The sequence below is a fragment of the Segetibacter sp. 3557_3 genome, from assembly GCF_004354985.1.
GTDB lineage: Bacteria > Bacteroidota > Bacteroidia > Chitinophagales > Chitinophagaceae > Segetibacter.
Genome location: NZ_SMSK01000007.1, coordinates 164,704 through 185,409 on the forward strand (window position 1 = coordinate 164,704; position 20,706 = coordinate 185,409).

A 20,706-nucleotide genomic window follows, 5' to 3' on the forward strand; every position below is an offset into this window, starting at 1 on the left:
TGAAACCAGGTCGTGAGGCGGAACAACTTATTTCTTACCGCCGTTGCCGATGGGGGTTCCGAAGCCGAGCGAATAGTTGAAGTGGTTATTTGCCAGTTCTGTTATACCGGTTCTGTACTGAACCTGGGTATGAAGAAAAGTATTTTCAGCAAGTTTAACCTGTAACCCAAAGCCAAAAGGGATATAGGCACCCCAGTAAACCTTATACATCGACACCCCTGCGCCTGCACTCAGGTAAGGGGTGACCCGGTATTTATCAGAAAGCAACTTCACCAGTACATTGGCATCAGTCTCAAGAAGGAAGTTGTCGGAGCCTAAGCTTTGGCGATTTTTGAAAGTATAATCTACAATCGAAGCACCCATCGTAGCCATAAAATCAACATACTCTGTAATCCCCTGGTAGTAATTAACAGCCAGGCCAGGTCCCATTTCACTAAACTTGCTCCATTGCTTGTTTTTCAGCACTCCCGCTAATGTATTAGCCCTGATAAGGTCGGCAGTACGAAAGTCGTTTAGTATGAAGTTTACCGATAAAGTTGGTTTCTTTTTATACGATATTTCCTGGCTATTAACCGACCCGGCGAGCATCGAAATAATTACAACAAGGGAGATCTTCCTCATAACAGTTTTTTTCGGTCGGCTTAATTCGACACCGCCGCAATATCGTAAATTTAAGTTAATGCTGATGCATTAATGCTCAGTACCGGCAGGAACCACTTCTACTTTTACTTTTGCCAGTCCATCGCTAATCATTCTGATCTTTCTCGCCGCCTTTTTACTCAGATCAACTATTCTGCCTCTTTTTGCCATGCGGGGGTGCATGCGATCGATGATCCTTACAATTACAGATATGTTGTTTTGAAGATTGGTAACCCGAACCCAGGTATGAAGCTTAAAAGAATTGCTTGCTGCGGTAAGTAACCTGGTTTGAAACGACTCTCCACTGGCGGTTGGAGATCCTTCGAAGTTGTCGTTGTAAAAACTTGCAGTACCTTCTGCGTGAACGGCTGCTGTCTTAAGTTTGCCCTGTGATAATACCCTCAGGGGCAAAAGGAATAACAGAATCAAATACGTTTTAGCCAAAAGAACTGATTTTAGATGAAATAATAAAAGCCATGATCGATCAAAAAAATAAATTGTTGCTACCTATTTACTGTTTGATGTCTGGCTTTATACTCTCTTGCTCCCCCAGGCCAAATAAGGTTTTACCCAATGAATTCGGCTTGCAGGTGGCCGGCGAAGGTAAATCTTATTGTCTTACCCTCCAAACAGATAACAATAAACGTATGGTTAAGGTGAAATCGTATGTTCCGGACATTAAAACCGACTTCAAATATGCAACTTCCGACAACTTCACCCATAAAGTTCTATATCAAAACCCGGGTGCTTACTTGCGACTTCCCGCCGCCATGGCCCTGGCTGCGGTACAAAGTGAGCTGAAACCCCAGGGGATCGGACTATTAATTTATGATGCCTATCGCCCTTACAGCGTTACCATAGAAATGTGGCGGGTTGTACCCGACGACCGTTATGCCGCCAACCCTGCAAAAGGTAGCGGGCACAACCGGGGGGCAGCCGTGGACCTCACATTGGTCGATCTCAAAACCGGGAAAGAGCTTGCAATGCCTACCCTGTTTGACGACTTTAGCGAAAAAGCGCACCATAACTACCTTAACTTACCGGAGAACATTATACAGAACCGCAAACTACTCAGAACGACCATGGAGAAACATGGCTTCCTGGCGCTCGATACGGAGTGGTGGCACTACTTTTTACCTGAAGCCAGTCGGAAGTATGACTTACTTGATCTAAATTTCAGGCAGATGAAGCGAGTTGTGCGCAAAAAGTGTCGGTTGTAAGAAAATGGATGAAGTAACATAAACCATCAACCCGGAATGTACGCATACCACGATCAGATTATGTCGGAGTTAGCCACGTGGCAAAAGCAAATGCAGCGGCGACCCTCGGTTTTAAATGCAGTCGCTAAAAAAGTGCAGGACCGTATTAATCGCATCATTCCCGAGAAAGTGCACGCCGCAATTACCCGTACCATAAAAGAAATGGTCCGCGGCGTATTGTTTGGTGCAAAACACACCACCCTTAATCCTCCGGGAAACATCGGCATTGAAGAAATTGAACAAAGGGTTCAGGACCGTATTAAGTTTTACAAGCATACCGCTGCTGCTGAAGGCGGAATAGCGGGTGCGGGGGGATTCCTGCTTGCCGTAGCAGACTTTCCCGTATTACTTGCCATTAAAATAAAGATGTTGTTTGATATTGCTGCCTTGTACGGCTTTGATGTAAACGATTACCGCGAGCGGGTGTACATCCTTCATATTTTCCAGCTTGCTTTTTCCAGCCAGCAGCACCGGCAAAAGGTTTTCGAACAAATCACTAATTGGAAGGCTAAGCTTAATGAGATGCCAGCCGATGTACACGACTTCGACTGGCGGTCCTTTCAACAGGAATACAGGGACTATATCGATCTTGCAAAACTTGCACAATTGATACCAGGGGTTGGTGCCGTAGTTGGCGTAGTTGTAAATTACCAGCTCCTAAAGAAATTAGGCGCGACTGCAATGAATGCTTATAGAATGCGCCGGCTCGAAACAAAACAAATCGGATAATTATGGCAAAAAGCATCGAAACGAACCTAAGCAGGGAAAAGTCTAACCGCATAGCTTTATTGGTTGACGGCGACAACGCCCCTGCCAAGCTACTCATGCTGATCCTTGAAGAAGCATCTAAATATGGCAAAGTAACCATCAGAAGAATCTATGGCGACTGGACCACCCAGCACATGAATACCTGGAAGGGGATACTCAATGAACTTGCATTTAACCCTATCCAAAAGTTTTCCTATACAAGTGGCAAAAATTCCACCGATAGTGCACTGATCATCGACGCGATGGATATCCTGCACGACGAACTGGTTGATGGTTTTTGCATTGTTTCGAGTGATAGCGATTATACAGGCCTTGCAAAGCGCATCAGGGAAGAGGGCATTTTCGTAATGGGTATAGGTGAAAAGAAAACGCCTAATGCTTTTATCAAGTCATGTGAGATCTTCACGCTCGTGGAAAACCTGGAGCAAACTGAGACAAGGGTAGAAAAGCCAACGACAAAAAAGGCGGAAAAAAAAGAGGAAAAGCAGGCGCTTGATATGAAACTCATCAATAAAGCCTTCGACATGTCTGCAAACGAAAGCGACGAGGTGTACATCTCTACTATCGGCTTTAATCTTCGAAAGCTCGATCCAAGTTTTGATTGCCGCACCTATGGCTACAAAACCCTTACAACGCTCTTTAAAAACCTTAAGGGCTTTGTACTGATCGACAATATGATCAACGGACTAAATCATCCTTTGCTAAAAAGGGTATAACCCCTCCTACGATGGATTTTTTTGGTAGCCGGCATTCGTTCCGAACCCAACATCGTTGCCCGCCCGGATGAACCGGCTCGGACGGGTGTCACTCACTTTTACTGTTTGTTCTATATGCGGCCGATCCCGATCCTTCAAAATTTTCGGGTTCCATCCTAAAGCTACAGAGATACGGCGGAGTCTATTCTGCCCTGTAAAAGAAAGCCTTATCAAATTGTGTATTGCCGATCACCAATTTCTGAGCTCAACCCTACCTTATCTTTGTTATAAACCCACCCCTATGAATATCGAATTCAATCGAAACGAGGATGAAATGAAGCAGGCCATCAGCAAAATGCGAAATCACCTCGAAAAAATTCAGCTCGGTGGCGGAAAAAAGGCCATTGAAAAACAGCACGAGAAAAACAAGTTAACGGCAAGAGAAAGGATCGACTACCTCGTCGATAAAGACTCCACCTTCCTGGAGCTTGGTGCTTTTGCCGGCTTCGAAATGTATGAAGAATATGGCGGCTGCCCTGCCGGAGGAACAGTTGCGGGCTTAGGCTACATTAGTGGAAGGCAGTGCGTAATCGTGGCAAACGATCAAACGGTTAAAGCCGGGGCATGGTTTCCCATTACGGGCAAGAAAAACCTTCGCATGCAGGAAATCTCAATGGAAAACAATTTGCCTATCATCTACCTTGTCGACAGTGCGGGCGTATTTCTGCCCTTGCAGGACGAAATCTTTCCCGACAAAGAACATTTCGGTCGTGTTTTCCGAAACAATGCAAAGATGAGTGCTATGGGAATTACCCAGATTGCGGCGGTGATGGGTGCATGCGTTGCAGGAGGTGCCTACCTGCCGATCATGAGCGACGAAACGCTGATGGTGGAAGGCAATGGCAGTATTTACCTTGCTGGTCCATACCTTGTTAAAGCAGCCATCGGTGAAGACATCGACAATGAATCATTGGGTGGTGCGGTTACCCATACCGAGATCAGCGGGATAGCTGATTACAAGTTTAAAACCGAACAGGAATGTCTCGACCAGGTTAAAAAGATCATCAGTAAACTTGGCAATAATGCGCCCGGCCTGTTAAACCGCGCAACACCTGTTCCACCCAAGAAAGATCCCGCTGAACTTAATGGTATTCTGCCTGCAGGAAACCTGAAGCCTTACGATATGCTTGAAATTATCGAAAGGATTATCGACGACAGTGCCTTTGAGCAGTTTAAAGCCGACTATGGTAAAACTATGCTTTGCGGCTATGCACGCATTGATGGCTGGGCAGTGGGGATAGTAGCCAATCAGCGTTTGATTACAAAAACCAAAAAAGGCGAGATGCAACTTGGTGGGGTAATTTATAACGACAGCGCGGATAAGGCTGCCCGTTTTATCATGAACTGTAATCAAAAGAAGATACCATTGATTTTCTTGCAGGATGTTACCGGTTTTATGGTTGGCAGCAGGAGTGAACACGCCGGAATAATCAAAGACGGTGCTAAGCTCGTTAATGCGGTTGCAAATTCAGTGGTCCCAAAAATTACCATCATCATTGGCAACAGTTATGGCGCGGGAAATTACGCGATGTGTGGCAAGGCATATGATCCCAGGTTTATCTATGCGTGGCCAAGCGCAAAGATTGCTGTTATGGGCGGCGACCAGGCAGCAAAAACCCTCATGCAGATACAAGTGGCGGGTCTAAAAGCCAAAGGGCAGGTCATTGATCCTGTTGAGGAAAAGAGGCTGCTCGACGAGATCAAAGATCGATACGAAAAACAAACCAGCCCGTTCTACGCAGCAGCCAGGCTTTGGGTCGATGGCCTGATCAAACCTGCAGACACGAGGAGAGTTATTTCAGAAGGGCTTACCGCGGCGAATAGTTCAACGCAAATGCCTGAATTTAAAACCGGTGTCTTCCAGGTATAAGTCTTAATACGTTTGATCCCCTGTTTTCTGTTGGCCAAAATTTGTTAATTTCACAAGCCACATGTTCCTTAAAAACCACCGGAATACCTGAATAATCCGTATCATGAAAAAAATGTTGCCCAAACTTTTCCTGTGGGCAGGTATACCTGCTCTCCTATTTTCCTCTTGTGTAAACGATAAATACCTTATTGCTCCTCCTCCCGTTGCTGACCAGTCGTTTGTGGAAGAATTTGATACGGTGTCAGCTGCTTCAAATCGTGGCTGGAAATTTCTCAACGTCAGCGAGTCCAAAGGGCCAAACATCTGGCAACAGGCCGGTGCAGTTACACCATGGTTCGAAGCTTATTCATCGCATGGATCCAATGTTGGATTTATCGGTGCCGACTATACCTCTACTTCCGCTGCTGCTGCTATTATCAGCAACTGGCTCGTGTCTCCCGTGGTAACATTGCAAAATGGTGATACCATTAGCTTCTATACCCGGGCTGTCATTTATGCTGATGGTGCGGGCGACTCCACTGATTATGCCAACCGGCTTCAACTGCGGCTGAGCACCAATGGCGAAAGTACTAACGTAGGCAGCGCCGCCGACCCTGGCGACTTTACCCGCGGCCTGATCGATATCAATCCAAACCTTGAGGCATTTAGTTTACTTAATCCAATAGCAACAGCATTCCCCTACCGTTGGACACGTTTCCAGGTTACCTTGTTTGGACTGCAAGAACCGGTTCGGGGCCGCTTTGCGTTTCGTTACTTTGTTGAAGGTGCAGGTTCAAATGGCATTGGCAGCGGGGTGGGAGTAGATTTGGTTACTTACAAAAGCAAACGCCAACAATAAGCCGCACAACTAAATGGAGATTTTATGAAAAAACTAAACCTGGTCACCTGTGCTTTATTGTTATCCTTTGCTGCAAGCATAGTTGTAGTCTCCTGTAACAAAGAGGAAGCACCAACACAGCGGTTAGTTACCCCTGTATTTCCACCTGCTCCACCCGCATCATTTGTTGAGGAGTTCGACTCTGCCGGAACCCTAACGCGGAAGGGTTGGGTTTTTAAAAACAACAGCTACCCGATTGGAACAACCGGGTGGAGACAAGGCAGGTACGAATCGGCTTCAATGGCCCAATACAAATTCCTGGCGCCGGTGCCCTTTATCGGCTTTCCGGCATACTCGGCAAGTACTACACCAAACGATTTTATTAGTTGCGACGCCTCTGCCGTAAACGACGCGGCAACCGGAACCGGGGACATTAGCGCATGGTTGATTTCTCCCATGGTGCCAATCAAAAATGGTGACCAGATCATTTTTTATACCCGGGCAGTAAACGACGCCAATTACCCGATATATACAAAAGACCGTATGCAGGTTCGGGCTAATTTCAGTAACGGAACGGTAAACGTCGGGGGCTCGCCGACCTCAGTCGGCAACTTCAATACACTGTTGCTCGATATCAACCCTCAATATCTGAACAATGATCCTGCAGGCAATACACCTGCTGCGCCCGGGTACCCGCAGGATTGGACGAAATACACGATAAACATCACTGGCATACCGGGTACAGGTGCTGTACCTGCAGCAAGGTTCGCCTTTCGATACCTGGCAGCGGACGCGGGCTTGTTTGGTGGCTCATCGGGCAACTACCCTACCGTTGTAGGTTTGGACAGCCTTGCTTTTATTCATAATTAAGCGATTGTTGATAAACAAAAAAGGCTGTCTGATCCGGACGGCCTTTTTTATTTTTACCGTTTAAGTTTCCGGGCATGAAAGGATTATTGACGATGGTTTACATAATGGTTCTGGTGGTCTCGTCGTGTAGTAACGCAGACACCTCAACTGATGTAGTTCCCGAAGAAAAAACACTACAAGACAAGTTAGCTGCACTCAGCGCTACGGCTATAACCGGCGACCTGGTTGTCCGGCTTGGTGATGACTTGATCAGTGAACGAATTAAATACCTGAATGAGAAAGACTACGCTTATTCCCATGCGGGAATCATTATAGAAGTCAACGGCGAAAAGCAGGTATTTCACATCAGCCCGGATGGCAATCACAACGACACAATCCAGGTTGTTTCAATCGACTCTTTCCTTAACCCTGTTCATAATTTAAGCTGCGGTTTGTACCGCTATAATCTTTTAACTGAGCAAAGAGCAGAAGTAAGCAAAATAGTGGAAAGCTATAAACGAGGTGGTGTCCGTTTCGACAGAAGATACAGTATGGAAACAGACCAGCTAATGTACTGTTCCGAAATGATCGCTAAAGCCATTACCCGGGCTAGTGATTCAATGGTACATTTTAGGCAGGTTCATGTTCCAAAACGCATGCAGGTAATGGTTGCCGGATTTTTAAAGGCCGAAAAAATCAGCCCCCAACTCGTGGCTGATACAAAGATCCTTACCCTCGACAACCTTTATTCAATGCCGGAATGTACCTTGCTGGCAAAATTTACGCTTAAGCAACTCCCAGGTCAACAATAGCCCGTGGAATTGCGAAACAAAACTTTAGACTAAACTAACATGCAATCGTACCCGCTTTTTCACGTAGACGCCTTCACCGATCAGCTGTTCGGTGGCAATCCTGCAGTAGTGTGCCCACTGGAGACATGGTTACCTGAAGATACCATGCAGCGCCTTGCTGCTGAAAACAACCTGAGCGAAACAGCTTTTTTCATTAAAGAAGAAGGCGGTTATCACGTTCGGTGGTTTACCCCTGAATACGAAATTGACCTTTGCGGTCATGCAACCCTTGCAACCGCTTTTGTCCTGTTTGAACACCTGGGCTATGAAGGTGATACCATCCGTTTCAGCTGTAAAAGCGGGCTACTGGAAGTAACCAGGAAAGATGGGCTCATTCAATTAGACTTTCCAACCCGCATCCCGGCCCAGGCGGAAGCACCTGAAGCCCTCCTTAAAGGAATTAATATCCAACCTGCCCAAATCCTAAAATCAAGGGACTATTTCCTGGTGTATAATCAACAAAGCGAGGTGGCCGACTTCAGGCCCGACTTTACTTACCTGAACCAGTTGGATTGTGTAGGCATTATCGTTACTGCACCAGGCCGCGATGTTGACTTCGTCTCCCGTTTTTTTGTTCCCAATTCCGTAATCGGCGAAGATCCCGTAACCGGATCGGCGCATTGTAACCTGATCCCTTACTGGAGCGGGCAACTCAACAAAACGACTTTAACAGCAAGGCAAATTTCCGCACGTGGCGGACAACTCACCTGCACACAAGCGGGCGACAGGGTTCTAATGGCCGGTAAAGCAGTGCTGTATATGAAAGGAGAATATTACCTGTAGCTATGGCAGAACAAGGCAATCAGCTCATCATATATACCGATGGCTCCAGCAGGGGCAATCCCGGCAGAGGAGGATATGGCGCTATTCTGATGTGGGGAGACAAGCGAAAAGAGCTTTCTGCGGGATACCGGCTTACGACCAACAACAGGATGGAACTTCTTGCCGTAATTGTAGCGCTGGAATCGTTGAACCGTAAGCATATACCGCTAACCATCTATACAGACAGCCAGTACATTGTCCGTTCGGTACAGCAAAAATGGCTTGATAACTGGATTAAGACCGACTTCAAAGGTGGAAAGAAAAACAAGGACCTCTGGATGCGGTTCTACCAGTTGTCAAAGGAGTTTAAGATTACTTTCAAGTGGGTGAAAGGCCATGCCGACAATCCATTGAATAACCGGTGCGATGAGTTGGCGACAAGTGCCGCTGATGGCGGCAACCTGTTGATTGATGTAGGTTATGAAACCGGTGTAGGTCAGTAAAACTGCTGCACCTATGGGCATCAGTCCAACCCGGTGTGCGGCTGAACTGCTGTATAAACAAGAATTCTTATAAATGATAAGCCAACCATGACAATTGCAACAGGCAGCTGCGGCGTAAGCTGGAGCGGCGGCAAAGACAGCTGTTATGCGTTGATGAAAGCCAGGAATACAGGCCTGGTGCCTGCAGTTTTGCTGAATGTCTTGAACGAGCAGGGCAAAATCACGCGGAGTCATGGGATCCCTTCGGCCATCATCCGCGCCCAGGCCAAACAACTGGGATTGCCCGTGCACCTTATCAGCAGCAGTTGGGCGGATTATGAGCGATTGTTTACGGCTGCGCTGAACGATCTGAGGCAAGCATACCAACTAAGTCATATGGCTTTTGGCGATATTGACCTCCAGGCGCATCGCGACTGGGAAGAAAAAGTTTGCCAGCAAGCTGGCCTAACAGCAGTGTTACCGCTTTGGCATGCCGACCGTAAACAACTAATTTTAGAGATGCTGGATTGGGGGATCGAAACCATAATTGTTAGCTGTAACCACATCATGGGTGAACGTTTTCTTGGCCGGCAGCTCTCGCGGGAACTTGTCAGTGAATTGGAACGCATCGGCATCGACCCTTGTGGAGAAAATGGTGAATACCATACCCTGGTTACTCATTGTCCATTGTTTAAAGAACACCTGAACGTGCAATCGACAGGAGCGATAAAGCACGATAATTACTGGTTTACCAATCTTCAACTTTCACCGTAACTACCCGGCGAACTTCTGCACTTACAAAATATAAACGAGTTTTTAGAGGCAAAAAAAATCCCGCCATTTGGCAGGATCTCTATTGTCATTTTATATGATTAAGCATAAACCTTATCCTGTTTCAGGCCGCGTGTGATCAGGTAGTAACTGCCGAAAAGCAAAGCGCTGAAAAACAGGTTGCCGAAAATGGTATTCAGAAAGAAACTTCCAAATAATTCGCCTTTATAAAAAGGTATTGCGGCAACATAACCTTCAATTAACCCGGCGAACGTGTGCGGGTAAAGGTTAACGGGACTAAACAACCACTCACCAAAGTTTGAAAGAATAAAAAAGATAATACCGCTCCAGATTGCAGCAAAGCCAATACTCGCCACGTTCTTCTTACGGATATAAGTTGATAACCAGGTAATCAGCATGAATGCGCCATACACGAAAAGCTGACCATAACCGTAGAACCCCTTAACGCTGGTGAATAATTCCAGGCAAACGTCTGCGAAAAACATCGCGGCTAATGGAAACAGAAACGCCATCTTCTTATCGGCTACTGTTGTTCCGGCGAAAATCGCCATAGCCCCGATAGCGGTAAAATTTGGATAATGTGGAAAAAGCCTGGTTAATGCAGCAAAAAGGATGAGAAGAGCTGCAGCAAACATGCTGGTATTCTGTCTGTTCATAAGCTAATTTATCCCGCAAAAGTAGCCGAAAAAAAGAACCTTTCCAGCAAAGGATTTGATTTATTTTGGAGCCACACCCCGGATCATGCAGGTACAAATGCCTTGAAAAGTGTACAGCCCGATGTAGTCTCCAACTCATAGCTGGTGGCTGGCGGTACAAAAAAACAGTCGCCTTTTTTGAACCGGTGGTAAACGTTTACGGTGCGGAGTTCACCTTCGGTTACAATAAATATCTCCGCTGAATTACTGGTGGCCGTGTGCCGCAATTCGGGTAAAAGGTCAATTTTACTAATGGCAAAATCGCTCACGGGGCATGGATAATTTACTTCGCCCCCACTCAGCACCTCGCCTTTCAAAACATTTGGTTCTATGCCTTCAAAAAGGGTGTGTTTAAGCAGCTCCGGCACATCAATATGTTTTGGTGTGAGCCCTCCACGTAATACATTGTCGCTATTTGCCATGAGCTCAATATTTTGCCCTTGCAGGTACGCATGCGGCACCCCCGCTCCCTGGAAGATTGCTTCACCTGCCTGCAGCTGAACGATATTAAAAAAGTAAATGGAAAAGATGCCCCGATCAATATTCGTAAGCTCCTGGCCGGTCGAATACAATTTCCTGATCCAGTAAGCGGGTTGCCCTGGCAAAGTGTCGTCGTTGGCCAATGCCTGCTGCACGAGGGGCCGCAAGATTTCGTCTACCTGCTCCTGTGGTAACTCCATCACCGTTTTATATAGCTGGTAGTAGCCCTCACCAAAGTCGGGGATCAGAAAATGAAATGCTTCAACTTCATTCAATACCTTAAGTAATTTGTCCCTCGTTTTAAACCCGTGTAATAACCAAAATTCACCTAGCGCCACCATAACCTCCGGTTTGTGGTTCCGGTCTTTATAGTTCCGGTCGGCTGCGTTAATAGGTATCGCTGCTGCTTCCTCGGCATCAAACCCTTTAATGGCCTCCTCCCTTGTAGGATGCACCTGGATGGAAAGCATCTCTCGCACGTCCAACACCTTAAACAGGTAGGGCAATTCGCCAAAGTCATCATATACTTCTTGTCCCAGGTAAGTCGCGGGATCGGATGCGATTAATGTATTCAGTGGCACTTCGTCGGCTCCCCGTTGTACAAGCGATGGCGCACCGGGATGTGCACCCATCCAATACTCTGCATAGGGCTTATGTTCCGGGTTATCCACCTGCAATAGAGCGGGAATATAATCGAAGCCACCCCATGCATAATGTTGCACTTTGCCTCTCAGCTTTAGTATTTCATTTGTTGGATTCATTGTGTATTTTGATTCAATCGAAAATACATAAAAATGGCACAGCACAACCAAACCGGCAGCACCGGTGAAAAGCTCGCTGCAACATGGCTGGTAAAAAATGGCTTTGTAATTAAAGAACTCAACTGGCGATATAAACACCTTGAAGTAGATCTCATTGCGGAGAAAAACAATACCATGCATTTCATCGAAGTAAAAACCCGTCACACAACGCAATTCGGCTACCCCGAAGAAAGTATCACAAAAAACAAGATGAAAAACTTAAAGGATGCTGCTGAACAATACCAATACAAGAATCCGGGAATTAAATGGATACAGTTCGATGTACTGGCAATTCTTATACAGTCGGGCAAAATAGACTACTGGTTTAACCAGGATGTTTATTGGTAACGGATTTTCGAATTACGGATTACCGGATTACGAATTGAAGAAAGGGGAATTTGGTATAGAGGTGTTGGGTATAAAGGCGAATTGCGAATTGCGAATGAGTGGATTGCGGATTGTGAGTTGGGTAACAGGTATTTGGTATTAAGGTACTCTGGCATTGAGCGGACGATGCCGTTGCATATTAGAAATTGAATTGATGACCAAAACGTTTTGACTGCTGCTTAAAACTATGCGGTACAAGTGAGTGACACCCTCCGGGCCGCCAGCCCGAAAGAATTCATTCTGGCGGGGTTCATCCGGGCGGGCAACGATGTCCAATAGCATTCGTCTGCTTGCGACCAAAAACAGCAGGACTTAAAATGTTTCGCACCCAACAGCATCACTGGCGCTGCTCAAATCATTTGTCTTACTACCTCATACCAATACCTTTCTTCAACTCGCCACGCTGCAATTCGTCAATCCTTAACCAATGTTGATTAGTTCAGGAATCTTTTTGGACCAAGCCCCTGTTTTTCAATTGTAAATCGTTGCGTCGCACTCTTGTACTATTTACCAATACTGGGCAAATTACGTCAGCAAAGGGCTTAAATAAACAACATTGAATCCTCAACCTCAATACCCAACCCCTTAATACCTCAATACCCAATACCTAACTCCCTATTCACGAATACTTTTCGGAACCACCAGCTTTGCCAACATTTTCTCAACCATTTTATACGTTGCCGGGCAGTAAAGTATGTTTTGCTGGTGCACATGGATATAATCGGTGAAGTCGCGCTTGTCGAGGTGCGGAAAACCTGAACAATCACCTGGTCTTACCGCGTAAATACTACAGCGGTTGGTGTCAAGCTCAAGAAACTGGCATGGCCGATTCTTATTTGTCCAGTCTTTATCACCGGGTTCGCGGTACAACCACTTGTCGCGAAAAGCTCTGGTGCTAACCCCGGTATATGCGGCGATGCGCTTGATATCTGCCGGTGTAAACGTGGGCGTCATTTTGCGGCAACAGTTCGAACAGGTAACACAATCCACTTCCTGCCAAACCTCCCGCTCAATAGCTTCAACAACATCATGCAGGTTCCCGGGCGGCTTTCTTTCAACTTTGGCAAGGAAACGGTGAAAAGCTTTTTTGTGATAGCTTAACTTGCGCCGGAACGAACGAAGATTTACAGGGTTCATGATTATGGGTGTTATACACTAAGCACGTTAAATCTTAACGAATGTAATTCCTTTCTTTACCAATAAACAAAGCCAGTACTTCTTTAGCACATGTGGCAATCTTATATCAGCGGTTTCAAGGCATACCTGCAACTCGAAAAATCGCTTAGCGATCACTCGGTTGACGCATACCTGCACGACGTTGAAAAACTGGCAACATTCCTGGTCATCAGCGATCAAAAAAAGAACCCGGCAGAAATCACGCTGAAAGAACTTCAGCAATTTGTAAAGTGGATCGGGGAACTGGGAATGATTGCCAGTTCGCAGGCCCGGATCATCTCGGGTATCAAAGCCTTTTTTAAGTATTGCAGCATCGAGAACATCATCACCAACGATCCAACGGCGTTACTTGAAGCACCCCGGCTACGAAGGATGTTGCCCGACATCCTGAGTTTCGAAGAGATTGAACGCATCATCGCTGCGAACGACCTGAGTAAACCCGAAGGCGGTCGCAACAAAGCCATACTCGAAACCATGTACAGCTGTGGCCTCCGGGTAAGTGAAGTTATCAACCTGCAGGTTAGCTGTCTTTATCTCGACATAGGTTTTATCAGGGTCATCGGAAAAGGCGATAAGGAACGGCTCGTACCCGTAGGCAGCGATGCGGTGAAGTATATCGAGCTTTACCGGAAGAATATACGGGTACATCAAAAGCTCAACAGGGGCTTCGAAGACATCTTGTTTCTAAGCAAACACGGCAAAGGACTTTCGCGGATCATGATCTTTTACATCATCAAGGACCTGGCAAAAAAAGCCGGCATAACAAAAAACATTTCTCCACATACCTTTCGCCATTCGTTTGCAACACACCTTGTGGAAGGCGGTGCCGACCTTCGTGCCGTGCAGGAAATGTTGGGTCACGAGAGCATTACAACAACTGAAATTTATACCCACCTCGATCGCGACTTTTTGCGAAGCACCCTGCAGCAATTTCATCCGGCATTTAAAGGAGGCAGTTGATGAGTTGAGAATCACTTTCGTTTCCGATCCGGTTGATCCGGGCGGGACCGTTATTCGGCAGGTTAATTGCATAAGTGGCGTAACGAAACGACATTCCATTCAGGAAGGTTCGCAGGGAAAGTCGATGATTAAGCGTGATTTTTGAACCCAATACCGGAACGCTTTCGCAGATCGTTACCCCTTCCGAGCTTACATTGATGATCCCCGGCTATCTGTCGTTTGTTGATTAGCGGGCCTTTGAAACATCAGGATTTTTATTCAGCGACATTGTTTTATCTACAAGTCCAATAAACGCTTTGCGATAGCCTTCTTGATCCTTGCCAAGAGCGCCCGAAGCGAGTTCTTTTACCAGGCTGAGGGTACCATTGCCTTTGTATTCGGAATTTCGCAGCAACATACCGAATTCAGCAACCGCCGCCGCAAATCGTAGGTTCGACGATGTAACCGAAACACCCTTGTTAGCGGCTACTGTGTGCACCAACAATTTGCTCTCATCGGCATTCGGTTGTTTATACCGGAGTTTAATCGTGAGCATTTCATTGCTGCTTGAGTTTTTCGCAGTTCTGTTTGTTATGGGCTGCTGGTATTTTAGTTCATCTACGCTATCGGTAAAGTCGCTTTTGAGTCCTGCGGGGATAATCTCGTACAAAGCCGTAACGGTATGCCCGCTCCCCATTTCACCGGCGTCTTTTTTATCGTCGTTAAAGTCTTCTTTTGCAAGCAGGCGATTCTCATAGCCGATCAGCCTGTAGGCCTGTACGAAGGAAGGGTTGAATTCCAGTTGCAGTTTTACATCTTTCGCTATCGTAAAAAGGGTTCCGCCCCATTCTTTAACTAGTACCTTCTTCGCTTCTTCTTCGGTATCAATGTAGGCATGGTTACCATTGCCCTTATCGGCGAGCTGCTGCATCTTATTGTCCTGGTAGTTGCCGGTTCCAAAACCAAGTACGGTTAAGTACACCCCGCTTTTTCTTTCTTCTTCAATCATACGGACCAGTGCATCGTCGCTGCTTAGCCCAACGTTGAAATCCCCATCGGTACAAAGGATAACCCTGTTGTTACCGCCTTTGATAAAGTTTTCTTTTGCGGTCTTGTAGGCGAGTGCAATCCCGGCCCCACCAGCCGTAGACCCACCTGCTTCGAGTTGATCAAGTGTTTCTTTTATGCGGATCTTATTTGTTCCTGAAGTGGGTGGCAATACCAGGCCGGCACTGCCTGCATAAACAACCATCGCAATGCGGTCCTGCTCCCGCAACTGATCAATTAATAACTTAATAGCTGCTTTTACCAGGGGTAGTTTGGCAGGGTCATTCATGCTGCCACTTACATCGATTAGGAAGGTTAAGTTTGACGCCGGGAGATGGGTGGCTTCGATCTTCTTCCCCTGCAAGCCGATACTCAGCAGCTTGTGCTGGTTGTTCCATGGGCAAATGCCCACTTCTGTGTTCACCGAAAAAGGATCATTGCCTGAGGGTTGTGGGTAATCATAGCTGAAATAGTTGATCATTTCTTCCAATCGTACGGCTCCCGCCGGTGGTATGCGTCCTTCGTTAATCATACGGCGAACGTTGCTGTATGATGCTGCATCTACATCTATCGAAAACGTCGACAGTGGGGTTGTGGTAACCCGCTGAAACCGGTTTTCTACAATGTGCCCATACCCTTCCCGGTCGAACCCATTGTCTTCAACCGACGATACATTTGTATCTGTTGTCGCGTTAGCTGGGGCGTGTGCCAGCCCGTTTTGTATGCGTGAATAGCCGGGATTATACAGTTGCCTGGCGAGTTGATCTTTGACGGGGGCACCCACCATTCTCCGTTTGGTCAAAGCACCTACAACAACTTCCTGTACGGCGAGCCTGGCCTGTTTTAGAGAGATGATTAACGGGGATAAAGCTGCTTTTACCTCCACCTGTTCATAACCGGCAGCAGAGATTACCAGCACGGACTTATCTGATGGTGTTGTCAACTTAAACTTTCCTTCAGAGTCGGTCGAAGTGCCGGTCGAAGTTCCTTTAATCACAACACCCGCTCCTGAAATGGGGTTACCAACCCGGTCAACAACCTTTCCGGATACTTTAAACTCACTGGAGAACGTGAAAGCCGTTGCAACAACTGCAAAAAGTATAATGAGGTATATGCCTGTTTTCATGATGTAGACTTTAAGGGTTTATTGAACGATAACTTTTGTGCTATAACGCTTGCCGGTTTGCGTCTCCGATGCTTCGAGGTAATAACTGCCTTTGGGTACTGCGCCCGAAATATTAAGCGAGCTGATTCTTTGAGATTCTCCTACTGAAAAAGCTTTCGAATGGTATAAGTGGCCGGAACTACTGAATAACCGTACCGTATATTTTCCGGGTGTTTTAAATACGAGGTGGAACTCGCCGCCAGCGACAGCCGGATTAGGGAATACAGCAAACATTTGTGTACCCGTTAGCCGCGCAACCATCGACCTAACGGTGTCTGCAATCGAGGGTTTTTTCACCATGGCGATCTCGCCCATGATGGCGATGCACGTTGAAGCTTCACGTCCCGTTAGCGCTTTGCAGGTTTCCACAGGCTCATCGATCAACCGGAATATTGTTTCCGTTGTGCCCTCCGAGGCCTGAACATGCTGTTGTACAGTCTTGCTGCCGATCGCTGTTGCAGAAAGCGGCACACTTACGGCTGCTTTCCAAAGTGAAAGCATAAAGCGGCCATGTTCGTCGGTTGTAGTACCATTTTGGGTACCAGTTACCCAAACAGGGGCAGATGGAACAGGCTCGCCTTCTTCATTGAGCACCTTGCCTGAAACCATGGTAATCGGTTTCGTCTCACCTGCAGGTTCGTTTACCCGTCGCGGAGTAAAGTTGCCCATGAGGATCGCCTGTTCTATTGTGGATGGCTTATTTGACCCCTTTTTAATCGTTTCCTTTTGTTGTGCCGTTGCGAGCCCGTTAAAGAGAAATGCTGGCACCAGTGCGGCAAATAAAAACCGGTAAGGTTTAATGGCAAATTGCTGATCACCATTCAGCGGTCTTTGGAGCTGGGATTCGGAAAACCGGCCGCAGGTGGTAGCGCTTTCCTGCGATAAGAGGGCAAGAATTTGCCGATCTGTTTTCCCGGTAAAATCTATCACCTTTTTAGAACATCCGGAACAAAATCTGCCTTGTTCCGCCGGCGACATTTCGTGCCAACGCTGATGGCAGGGCTCGGCTACATGGAGTACAATTTTACTGCTCATAAAGGGTTGTTTAGTTATGGATGCCTGTTATTTTAGAATTACATATGCAGCTGGGAAAATCTTTTGTTCAGGGGGAAGACCGGGATAGAAGGCTCCGACGTCAGCAAACTGATGAGGCGGCGCTGATACGAGAATGACTTGCCGGGCGCGTTCTCCTCGCATTTGGATTTATCTTCCATTTAGGCGTTTGGGGTTGCTGACGGAAAGGCAACAGATAATAATCACAACAATGATTTAGTAAATTGAGCCCGCAACGATGGCCCTTTTAAAAAACATATCTGCTTCACCGTTAACGGACACTGAGCTGCTCGACAGCATAAGGCAGGAGGGGTCGCAAGAAGCAGTAGCTGAACTTTTTTTGCGGTACAGTGATCTTGTATATGGTACCTGTTTAAAGTTTCTTGAGGACCAGGAACTGGCAAAGGACGCCGTCATGGATATCTACCAGGAATTGCTCACCAAACTGAAGGCGCACGAGGTCGAAAACTTCAAAGGATGGCTTTATGTGCTTACAAGGAATCACTGCCTGATGAAGCTGCGAAAAAACAAGCAAATGCCCGTTAGATCGTTAGATACAGCTGTTGTGCAATCCGAAGACTTTTTGCATCTGGAGAAGGTACTTGAAAAAGAAGCCCAATTATCGCAGTTAAATAAATGTATAGAGCAGTTGCATGATGAACAAAAACGGAGCGTACAATTGTTCTACCTCGAAAACAAATGTTACAACGAGATCGTTGAAATCACCGGGCTGGAGTGGAACAGGGTTCGCAGCCTGATTCAAAATGGGCGGAGAAACCTAAAAATCTGCATGGAAAAGGATGGCTGAAAAACAACCATATAATTACAACGACATCCGGCGTTATCTCGGGCAGCAGATGACCCCGGAGGAGATGCACCTATTTGAGAAGGCAATGATGAATGACCCTTTCCTTGCAGATGCATTGGACGGCTACCAGCTGGCTAACAATGAGACTACGAAAGATCACCTCGCTGAAATCGAAAAGGCGATAAAAGGTGAAAAGGAAAGGGCGAAGGTGGTTCCGATTACACGCCCCGCCAGGTCTTCCTGGCTGAAAATTGCTGTTGTAATTGTTGTGCTTGCCGGGGCAGCCCTCGTTACGTTCCGGGCAACCGAAAACGGCACGGAGTCACGCGAACTGGCCGCAGATGTTGCTGCTGTTGCTCCTGATAGTATTAAGCCCAATGGGACGTTTGCTCCAACACCTCAAAAAGAAAGCGTAAACGAATTATTGGCGAGGAACCTAAAAACAAAGGTTCCGACACAACAAAACTCGTCAACCCCGCTTGAACCTGGTAGAAAACAGGTGCCGCCCCCTATGATGAGGGCCGATGCCCTAACGGCCACTGAAGCTACCCGGATGAACACGCAGGAAGCAATTAAAGAGGAAGGAAGACAAGCTGACGCCATGGTAGCGGCAGCACCCCGGCTCCAGGACAATCGCCAGGGTTTTGAACTCCGCGGCAAAGTAGTTGACAATCTTGGTAATCCGGTTACTTCTGCTACGGTCGCTGCCCCTAAAGATCAGGCTGCAACACTCAGCGATAGCACAGGCAACTTTCGCCTTCGGGTTCCAGACTCAACAGTCGACGTTACCGTATCATCAGCAGGATATGCCACAGTACAAAAAAAGTTATACGGGAAAAGCGACAATAATGTGCTCCTTCAAAAATCCCAGCCCGCGCTTAACGAGGTTGTTATAGGGTCAGGACGGAAAAACACGGTTGCACGCTCCCGGAGAGTAACCGCAGTTATGGCGGATACTGCAGCCGTACCGGTTGGCGGATGGGAGCAATTTCAAGCATACTTTTACAACCAGCTTCGTTCATCCGCCGATAGTATCAAACAAATTGGTGCCGGCGAAATGGAGCTGGAATTTCGCGTTGACCCTGATGGCACTCCACGGGATATCAAATTGACAACTCTGGTAAATAGAACCCTGGAAGTGCAGGTGGGGTTAATTCTCGAACGGGGCCCTAAATGGATGGTTCAACCAGGCAATTCAGGAAAAAGGGTGCGAATCCGCTTATGATGAGCATTAAGCGACTGCTAAACATTTCCTAAAAACTTTTTTGCAGCGGGGCCATAAACATCAGTTTTTTACGCGTTTACACTTCTTTATAGCGCTTAATATTCAAATGAGTAGGTCTAAACTGCAGTTGTCTGGCAAGAAAGCTCATCTGTAAATGCTTGTGCTTGAGAATAGCCCCTTAACGATCCCGGTAGTTTTGAGTTGAGGCGCCGATGGCGTACGTTTGCCCAAAAAAATTATGTTAAGAACACGAGTAATGATGGTGCTTACCATTATAGTCTCTGCATTGTGCACGACTGCACAGGTTAACCTTCCCGCACCAAGTTCAACCCAGATGATCCGCCAGGATTTTGGAATGGGCAGGATAGAAGTGAACTACTCCCGGCCATCTATCAGAGGACGCCAACTATTCGGGGCTTCGAGTGAACTTGCTCCTTTGGGTAAAATATGGCGGACAGGCGCAAACTCAGCTACAAGAATTCGCTTTACAGATAAAGTTTCAATTGCAGGTACCGCGGTGGATAGTGGAACATATGTGCTTTATACCATTCCCGAAAAAGATCAATGGCAGGTTATTCTGAATAAAGGATTAAGCAACTGGGGTACTGATGGCTATAAAGAAAGTGATGACGTTGCCCGTTTTAAAGTACCAGTGACCAAGGTAAAGAACACCGAAACTTTCACGATCCAAATTGGCAATGTCAAGCCTGAAAGCTGTGAACTGGAATTGATCTGGGGTACCACGGCAGTTCAGATACCCATAACAACGAACATAAAAGAACGCATTCGCACCCAACTCACAACTGCTATGGCAGGTGATAGAAAGCCTTATTTCCAGGCAGCGAATTTTTATTACGAGTGGGACAAAGATTATCCAAAAGCACTTGAAAACATCAATAAAGCAATTGAAGGAACTCCTGACGCCTACTACATGTATCTCGCAAAAGCCAGGATTCAAAAAGATATGGGCGACAAGGCAGGTGCCCGCGCAAGTGCCGAAAAGTGTATTGAGTTAGCCGGGAAAGCCAAAAATGAAGACTACGTTACCTTCGCAAAGGTGCTTGTGAAAACACTCTAGATTTAATTA

The 20,706-nt window shown here is 46.7% G+C and carries 22 protein-coding genes; 15 read left to right on the top strand and 7 right to left on the bottom strand.

Going from position 1 to position 20,706, the window contains the following annotated elements; genetic code table 11:
- Nucleotides 1–27: 27 nt before the first annotated feature.
- Both EXU57_RS12935 and EXU57_RS12940 read right to left on the bottom strand, forming a co-directional pair.
- Nucleotides 28–621, bottom strand: a complete 594-nt coding sequence (locus tag EXU57_RS12935; protein WP_133268636.1) for a hypothetical protein — start codon at nucleotides 619–621, stop codon at nucleotides 28–30.
- Nucleotides 622–690: 69 nt separating this feature from the next.
- Complete coding sequence (locus EXU57_RS12940; RefSeq protein WP_165958130.1) at nucleotides 691–1,083, bottom strand: septal ring lytic transglycosylase RlpA family protein; 393 nt, start codon at nucleotides 1,081–1,083, stop codon at nucleotides 691–693.
- A 32-nt stretch (nucleotides 1,084–1,115) separates the two neighbouring features.
- Here EXU57_RS12940 and EXU57_RS12945 point away from each other — a divergent pair, with 32 nt between their 5' ends.
- From EXU57_RS12945 to EXU57_RS12990, 10 genes are all read left to right on the top strand, one after another.
- Nucleotides 1,116–1,859, top strand: coding sequence for a M15 family metallopeptidase (locus EXU57_RS12945; RefSeq protein ID WP_133268638.1), 744 nt, complete (start codon nucleotides 1,116–1,118; stop codon nucleotides 1,857–1,859).
- Between the two features lie 36 nt (nucleotides 1,860–1,895).
- Nucleotides 1,896–2,627 (top strand): EcsC family protein, encoded by a 732-nt coding sequence (locus EXU57_RS12950; protein ID WP_133268639.1) that lies wholly within the window; start codon nucleotides 1,896–1,898, stop codon nucleotides 2,625–2,627.
- Nucleotides 2,628–2,629: 2 nt separating this feature from the next.
- Complete coding sequence (locus EXU57_RS12955; protein WP_133268640.1) at nucleotides 2,630–3,382, top strand: NYN domain-containing protein; 753 nt, start codon at nucleotides 2,630–2,632, stop codon at nucleotides 3,380–3,382.
- Between the two features lie 280 nt (nucleotides 3,383–3,662).
- The gene (locus EXU57_RS12960; protein ID WP_133268641.1) at nucleotides 3,663–5,291 is read left to right on the top strand and encodes an acyl-CoA carboxylase subunit beta; all 1,629 of its coding nucleotides are present in this window, start codon (nucleotides 3,663–3,665) and stop codon (nucleotides 5,289–5,291) included.
- A 103-nt stretch (nucleotides 5,292–5,394) separates the two neighbouring features.
- On the top strand, nucleotides 5,395–6,129 hold the full coding sequence (locus EXU57_RS12965) for a choice-of-anchor J domain-containing protein (RefSeq protein ID WP_133268642.1): 735 nt from the start codon (nucleotides 5,395–5,397) through the stop codon (nucleotides 6,127–6,129).
- Between the two features lie 24 nt (nucleotides 6,130–6,153).
- Complete coding sequence (locus tag EXU57_RS12970; protein WP_133268643.1) at nucleotides 6,154–6,978, top strand: choice-of-anchor J domain-containing protein; 825 nt, start codon at nucleotides 6,154–6,156, stop codon at nucleotides 6,976–6,978.
- Between the two features lie 74 nt (nucleotides 6,979–7,052).
- Nucleotides 7,053–7,769: a YiiX/YebB-like N1pC/P60 family cysteine hydrolase gene (locus EXU57_RS12975; protein ID WP_133268644.1), complete on the top strand. Its 717-nt coding sequence runs from the start codon at nucleotides 7,053–7,055 to the stop codon at nucleotides 7,767–7,769.
- A gap of 39 nt (nucleotides 7,770–7,808) precedes the next feature.
- The gene (locus tag EXU57_RS12980) at nucleotides 7,809–8,591 is read left to right on the top strand and encodes a PhzF family phenazine biosynthesis protein (RefSeq protein ID WP_133268645.1); all 783 of its coding nucleotides are present in this window, start codon (nucleotides 7,809–7,811) and stop codon (nucleotides 8,589–8,591) included.
- Nucleotides 8,592–8,593: 2 nt separating this feature from the next.
- The gene (rnhA, locus tag EXU57_RS12985) at nucleotides 8,594–9,073 is read left to right on the top strand and encodes a ribonuclease HI (RefSeq protein WP_133268646.1); all 480 of its coding nucleotides are present in this window, start codon (nucleotides 8,594–8,596) and stop codon (nucleotides 9,071–9,073) included.
- 87 nt (nucleotides 9,074–9,160) lie between these two features.
- Nucleotides 9,161–9,826: a diphthine--ammonia ligase gene (locus EXU57_RS12990; protein ID WP_133268647.1), complete on the top strand. Its 666-nt coding sequence runs from the start codon at nucleotides 9,161–9,163 to the stop codon at nucleotides 9,824–9,826.
- Between the two features lie 98 nt (nucleotides 9,827–9,924).
- On the opposite strand, the gene EXU57_RS12995 is transcribed toward EXU57_RS12990, so the two are convergent.
- On the bottom strand, nucleotides 9,925–10,500 hold the full coding sequence (locus EXU57_RS12995; RefSeq protein ID WP_133268648.1) for a DUF6580 family putative transport protein: 576 nt from the start codon (nucleotides 10,498–10,500) through the stop codon (nucleotides 9,925–9,927).
- An 83-nt stretch (nucleotides 10,501–10,583) separates the two neighbouring features.
- Nucleotides 10,584–11,780 carry a mannose-6-phosphate isomerase, class I gene (gene manA / locus EXU57_RS13000; protein WP_133268649.1) on the bottom strand — a complete coding sequence of 399 codons (1,197 nt, stop codon included), beginning with the start codon at nucleotides 11,778–11,780 and terminating at the stop codon, nucleotides 10,584–10,586.
- A 33-nt stretch (nucleotides 11,781–11,813) separates the two neighbouring features.
- Between manA and EXU57_RS13005 the strand changes: the two genes are divergently transcribed.
- Nucleotides 11,814–12,167, top strand: a complete 354-nt coding sequence (locus EXU57_RS13005; protein WP_133268650.1) for a YraN family protein — start codon at nucleotides 11,814–11,816, stop codon at nucleotides 12,165–12,167.
- Nucleotides 12,168–12,821: 654 nt separating this feature from the next.
- Here EXU57_RS13005 and EXU57_RS13010 read toward each other — a convergent pair.
- Complete coding sequence (locus EXU57_RS13010) at nucleotides 12,822–13,343, bottom strand: YkgJ family cysteine cluster protein (protein WP_133268651.1); 522 nt, start codon at nucleotides 13,341–13,343, stop codon at nucleotides 12,822–12,824.
- 90 nt (nucleotides 13,344–13,433) lie between these two features.
- Here EXU57_RS13010 and xerD point away from each other — a divergent pair, with 90 nt between their 5' ends.
- Nucleotides 13,434–14,342 (top strand): site-specific tyrosine recombinase XerD, encoded by a 909-nt coding sequence (xerD, locus tag EXU57_RS13015; protein WP_133268652.1) that lies wholly within the window; start codon nucleotides 13,434–13,436, stop codon nucleotides 14,340–14,342.
- Nucleotides 14,343–14,568: 226 nt separating this feature from the next.
- On the opposite strand, the gene EXU57_RS13020 is transcribed toward xerD, so the two are convergent.
- Nucleotides 14,569–16,494, bottom strand: a complete 1,926-nt coding sequence (locus EXU57_RS13020; RefSeq protein WP_133268653.1) for a vWA domain-containing protein — start codon at nucleotides 16,492–16,494, stop codon at nucleotides 14,569–14,571.
- Nucleotides 16,495–16,512: 18 nt separating this feature from the next.
- Nucleotides 16,513–17,568, bottom strand: coding sequence for a carboxypeptidase-like regulatory domain-containing protein (locus EXU57_RS13025; RefSeq protein WP_133268654.1), 1,056 nt, complete (start codon nucleotides 17,566–17,568; stop codon nucleotides 16,513–16,515).
- A gap of 256 nt (nucleotides 17,569–17,824) precedes the next feature.
- On the opposite strand from EXU57_RS13025, the gene EXU57_RS13030 reads away from it, so the two are divergent.
- The 3 genes from EXU57_RS13030 to EXU57_RS13040 all read left to right on the top strand — a co-directional run bounded on the left by EXU57_RS13030 (nucleotide 17,825) and on the right by EXU57_RS13040 (nucleotide 20,697).
- Nucleotides 17,825–18,394, top strand: coding sequence for an RNA polymerase sigma factor (locus EXU57_RS13030; RefSeq protein ID WP_133268655.1), 570 nt, complete (start codon nucleotides 17,825–17,827; stop codon nucleotides 18,392–18,394).
- The gene (locus tag EXU57_RS13035) at nucleotides 18,387–19,619 is read left to right on the top strand and encodes a carboxypeptidase-like regulatory domain-containing protein (protein WP_133268656.1); all 1,233 of its coding nucleotides are present in this window, start codon (nucleotides 18,387–18,389) and stop codon (nucleotides 19,617–19,619) included. The genes EXU57_RS13030 and EXU57_RS13035 overlap by 8 nt, the downstream gene beginning before the upstream one ends.
- Nucleotides 19,620–19,857: 238 nt before the next feature.
- A complete protein-coding gene (locus EXU57_RS13040; RefSeq protein WP_133268657.1) occupies nucleotides 19,858–20,697 on the top strand; it encodes a DUF2911 domain-containing protein in 840 nt (279 codons plus the stop codon).
- The last annotated feature ends 9 nt before the right edge of the window (nucleotides 20,698–20,706 follow it).

Excerpts from the sequence above, each read along its gene's own strand:
- manA (WP_133268649.1), bottom strand. The coding sequence starts at position 11,780 with ATGAATCCAACAAATGAAATACTAAAGCTGAGAGGCAAAGTGCAACAT.
- EXU57_RS12945 (WP_133268638.1), top strand. The coding sequence starts at position 1,116 with ATGATCGATCAAAAAAATAAATTGTTGCTACCTATTTACTGTTTGATG.
- EXU57_RS12965 (WP_133268642.1), top strand. The coding sequence starts at position 5,395 with ATGAAAAAAATGTTGCCCAAACTTTTCCTGTGGGCAGGTATACCTGCT.
- EXU57_RS12960 (WP_133268641.1), top strand. The coding sequence starts at position 3,663 with ATGAATATCGAATTCAATCGAAACGAGGATGAAATGAAGCAGGCCATC.
- EXU57_RS13025 (WP_133268654.1), bottom strand. The coding sequence starts at position 17,568 with ATGAGCAGTAAAATTGTACTCCATGTAGCCGAGCCCTGCCATCAGCGT.
- EXU57_RS12970 (WP_133268643.1), top strand. The coding sequence starts at position 6,154 with ATGAAAAAACTAAACCTGGTCACCTGTGCTTTATTGTTATCCTTTGCT.
- EXU57_RS12955 (WP_133268640.1), top strand. The coding sequence starts at position 2,630 with ATGGCAAAAAGCATCGAAACGAACCTAAGCAGGGAAAAGTCTAACCGC.
- EXU57_RS13005 (WP_133268650.1), top strand. The coding sequence starts at position 11,814 with ATGGCACAGCACAACCAAACCGGCAGCACCGGTGAAAAGCTCGCTGCA.
- rnhA (WP_133268646.1), top strand. The coding sequence starts at position 8,594 with ATGGCAGAACAAGGCAATCAGCTCATCATATATACCGATGGCTCCAGC.
- EXU57_RS12950 (WP_133268639.1), top strand. The coding sequence starts at position 1,896 with ATGTACGCATACCACGATCAGATTATGTCGGAGTTAGCCACGTGGCAA.
- xerD (WP_133268652.1), top strand. The coding sequence starts at position 13,434 with ATGTGGCAATCTTATATCAGCGGTTTCAAGGCATACCTGCAACTCGAA.
- EXU57_RS13030 (WP_133268655.1), top strand. The coding sequence starts at position 17,825 with ATGGCCCTTTTAAAAAACATATCTGCTTCACCGTTAACGGACACTGAG.
- EXU57_RS13035 (WP_133268656.1), top strand. The coding sequence starts at position 18,387 with ATGGCTGAAAAACAACCATATAATTACAACGACATCCGGCGTTATCTC.
- EXU57_RS12975 (WP_133268644.1), top strand. The coding sequence starts at position 7,053 with ATGAAAGGATTATTGACGATGGTTTACATAATGGTTCTGGTGGTCTCG.
- EXU57_RS12980 (WP_133268645.1), top strand. The coding sequence starts at position 7,809 with ATGCAATCGTACCCGCTTTTTCACGTAGACGCCTTCACCGATCAGCTG.
- EXU57_RS13040 (WP_133268657.1), top strand. The coding sequence starts at position 19,858 with ATGTTAAGAACACGAGTAATGATGGTGCTTACCATTATAGTCTCTGCA.
- EXU57_RS13010 (WP_133268651.1), bottom strand. The coding sequence starts at position 13,343 with ATGAACCCTGTAAATCTTCGTTCGTTCCGGCGCAAGTTAAGCTATCAC.
- EXU57_RS12935 (WP_133268636.1), bottom strand. The coding sequence starts at position 621 with ATGAGGAAGATCTCCCTTGTTGTAATTATTTCGATGCTCGCCGGGTCG.
- EXU57_RS12995 (WP_133268648.1), bottom strand. The coding sequence starts at position 10,500 with ATGAACAGACAGAATACCAGCATGTTTGCTGCAGCTCTTCTCATCCTT.
- EXU57_RS13020 (WP_133268653.1), bottom strand. The coding sequence starts at position 16,494 with ATGAAAACAGGCATATACCTCATTATACTTTTTGCAGTTGTTGCAACG.
- EXU57_RS12990 (WP_133268647.1), top strand. The coding sequence starts at position 9,161 with ATGACAATTGCAACAGGCAGCTGCGGCGTAAGCTGGAGCGGCGGCAAA.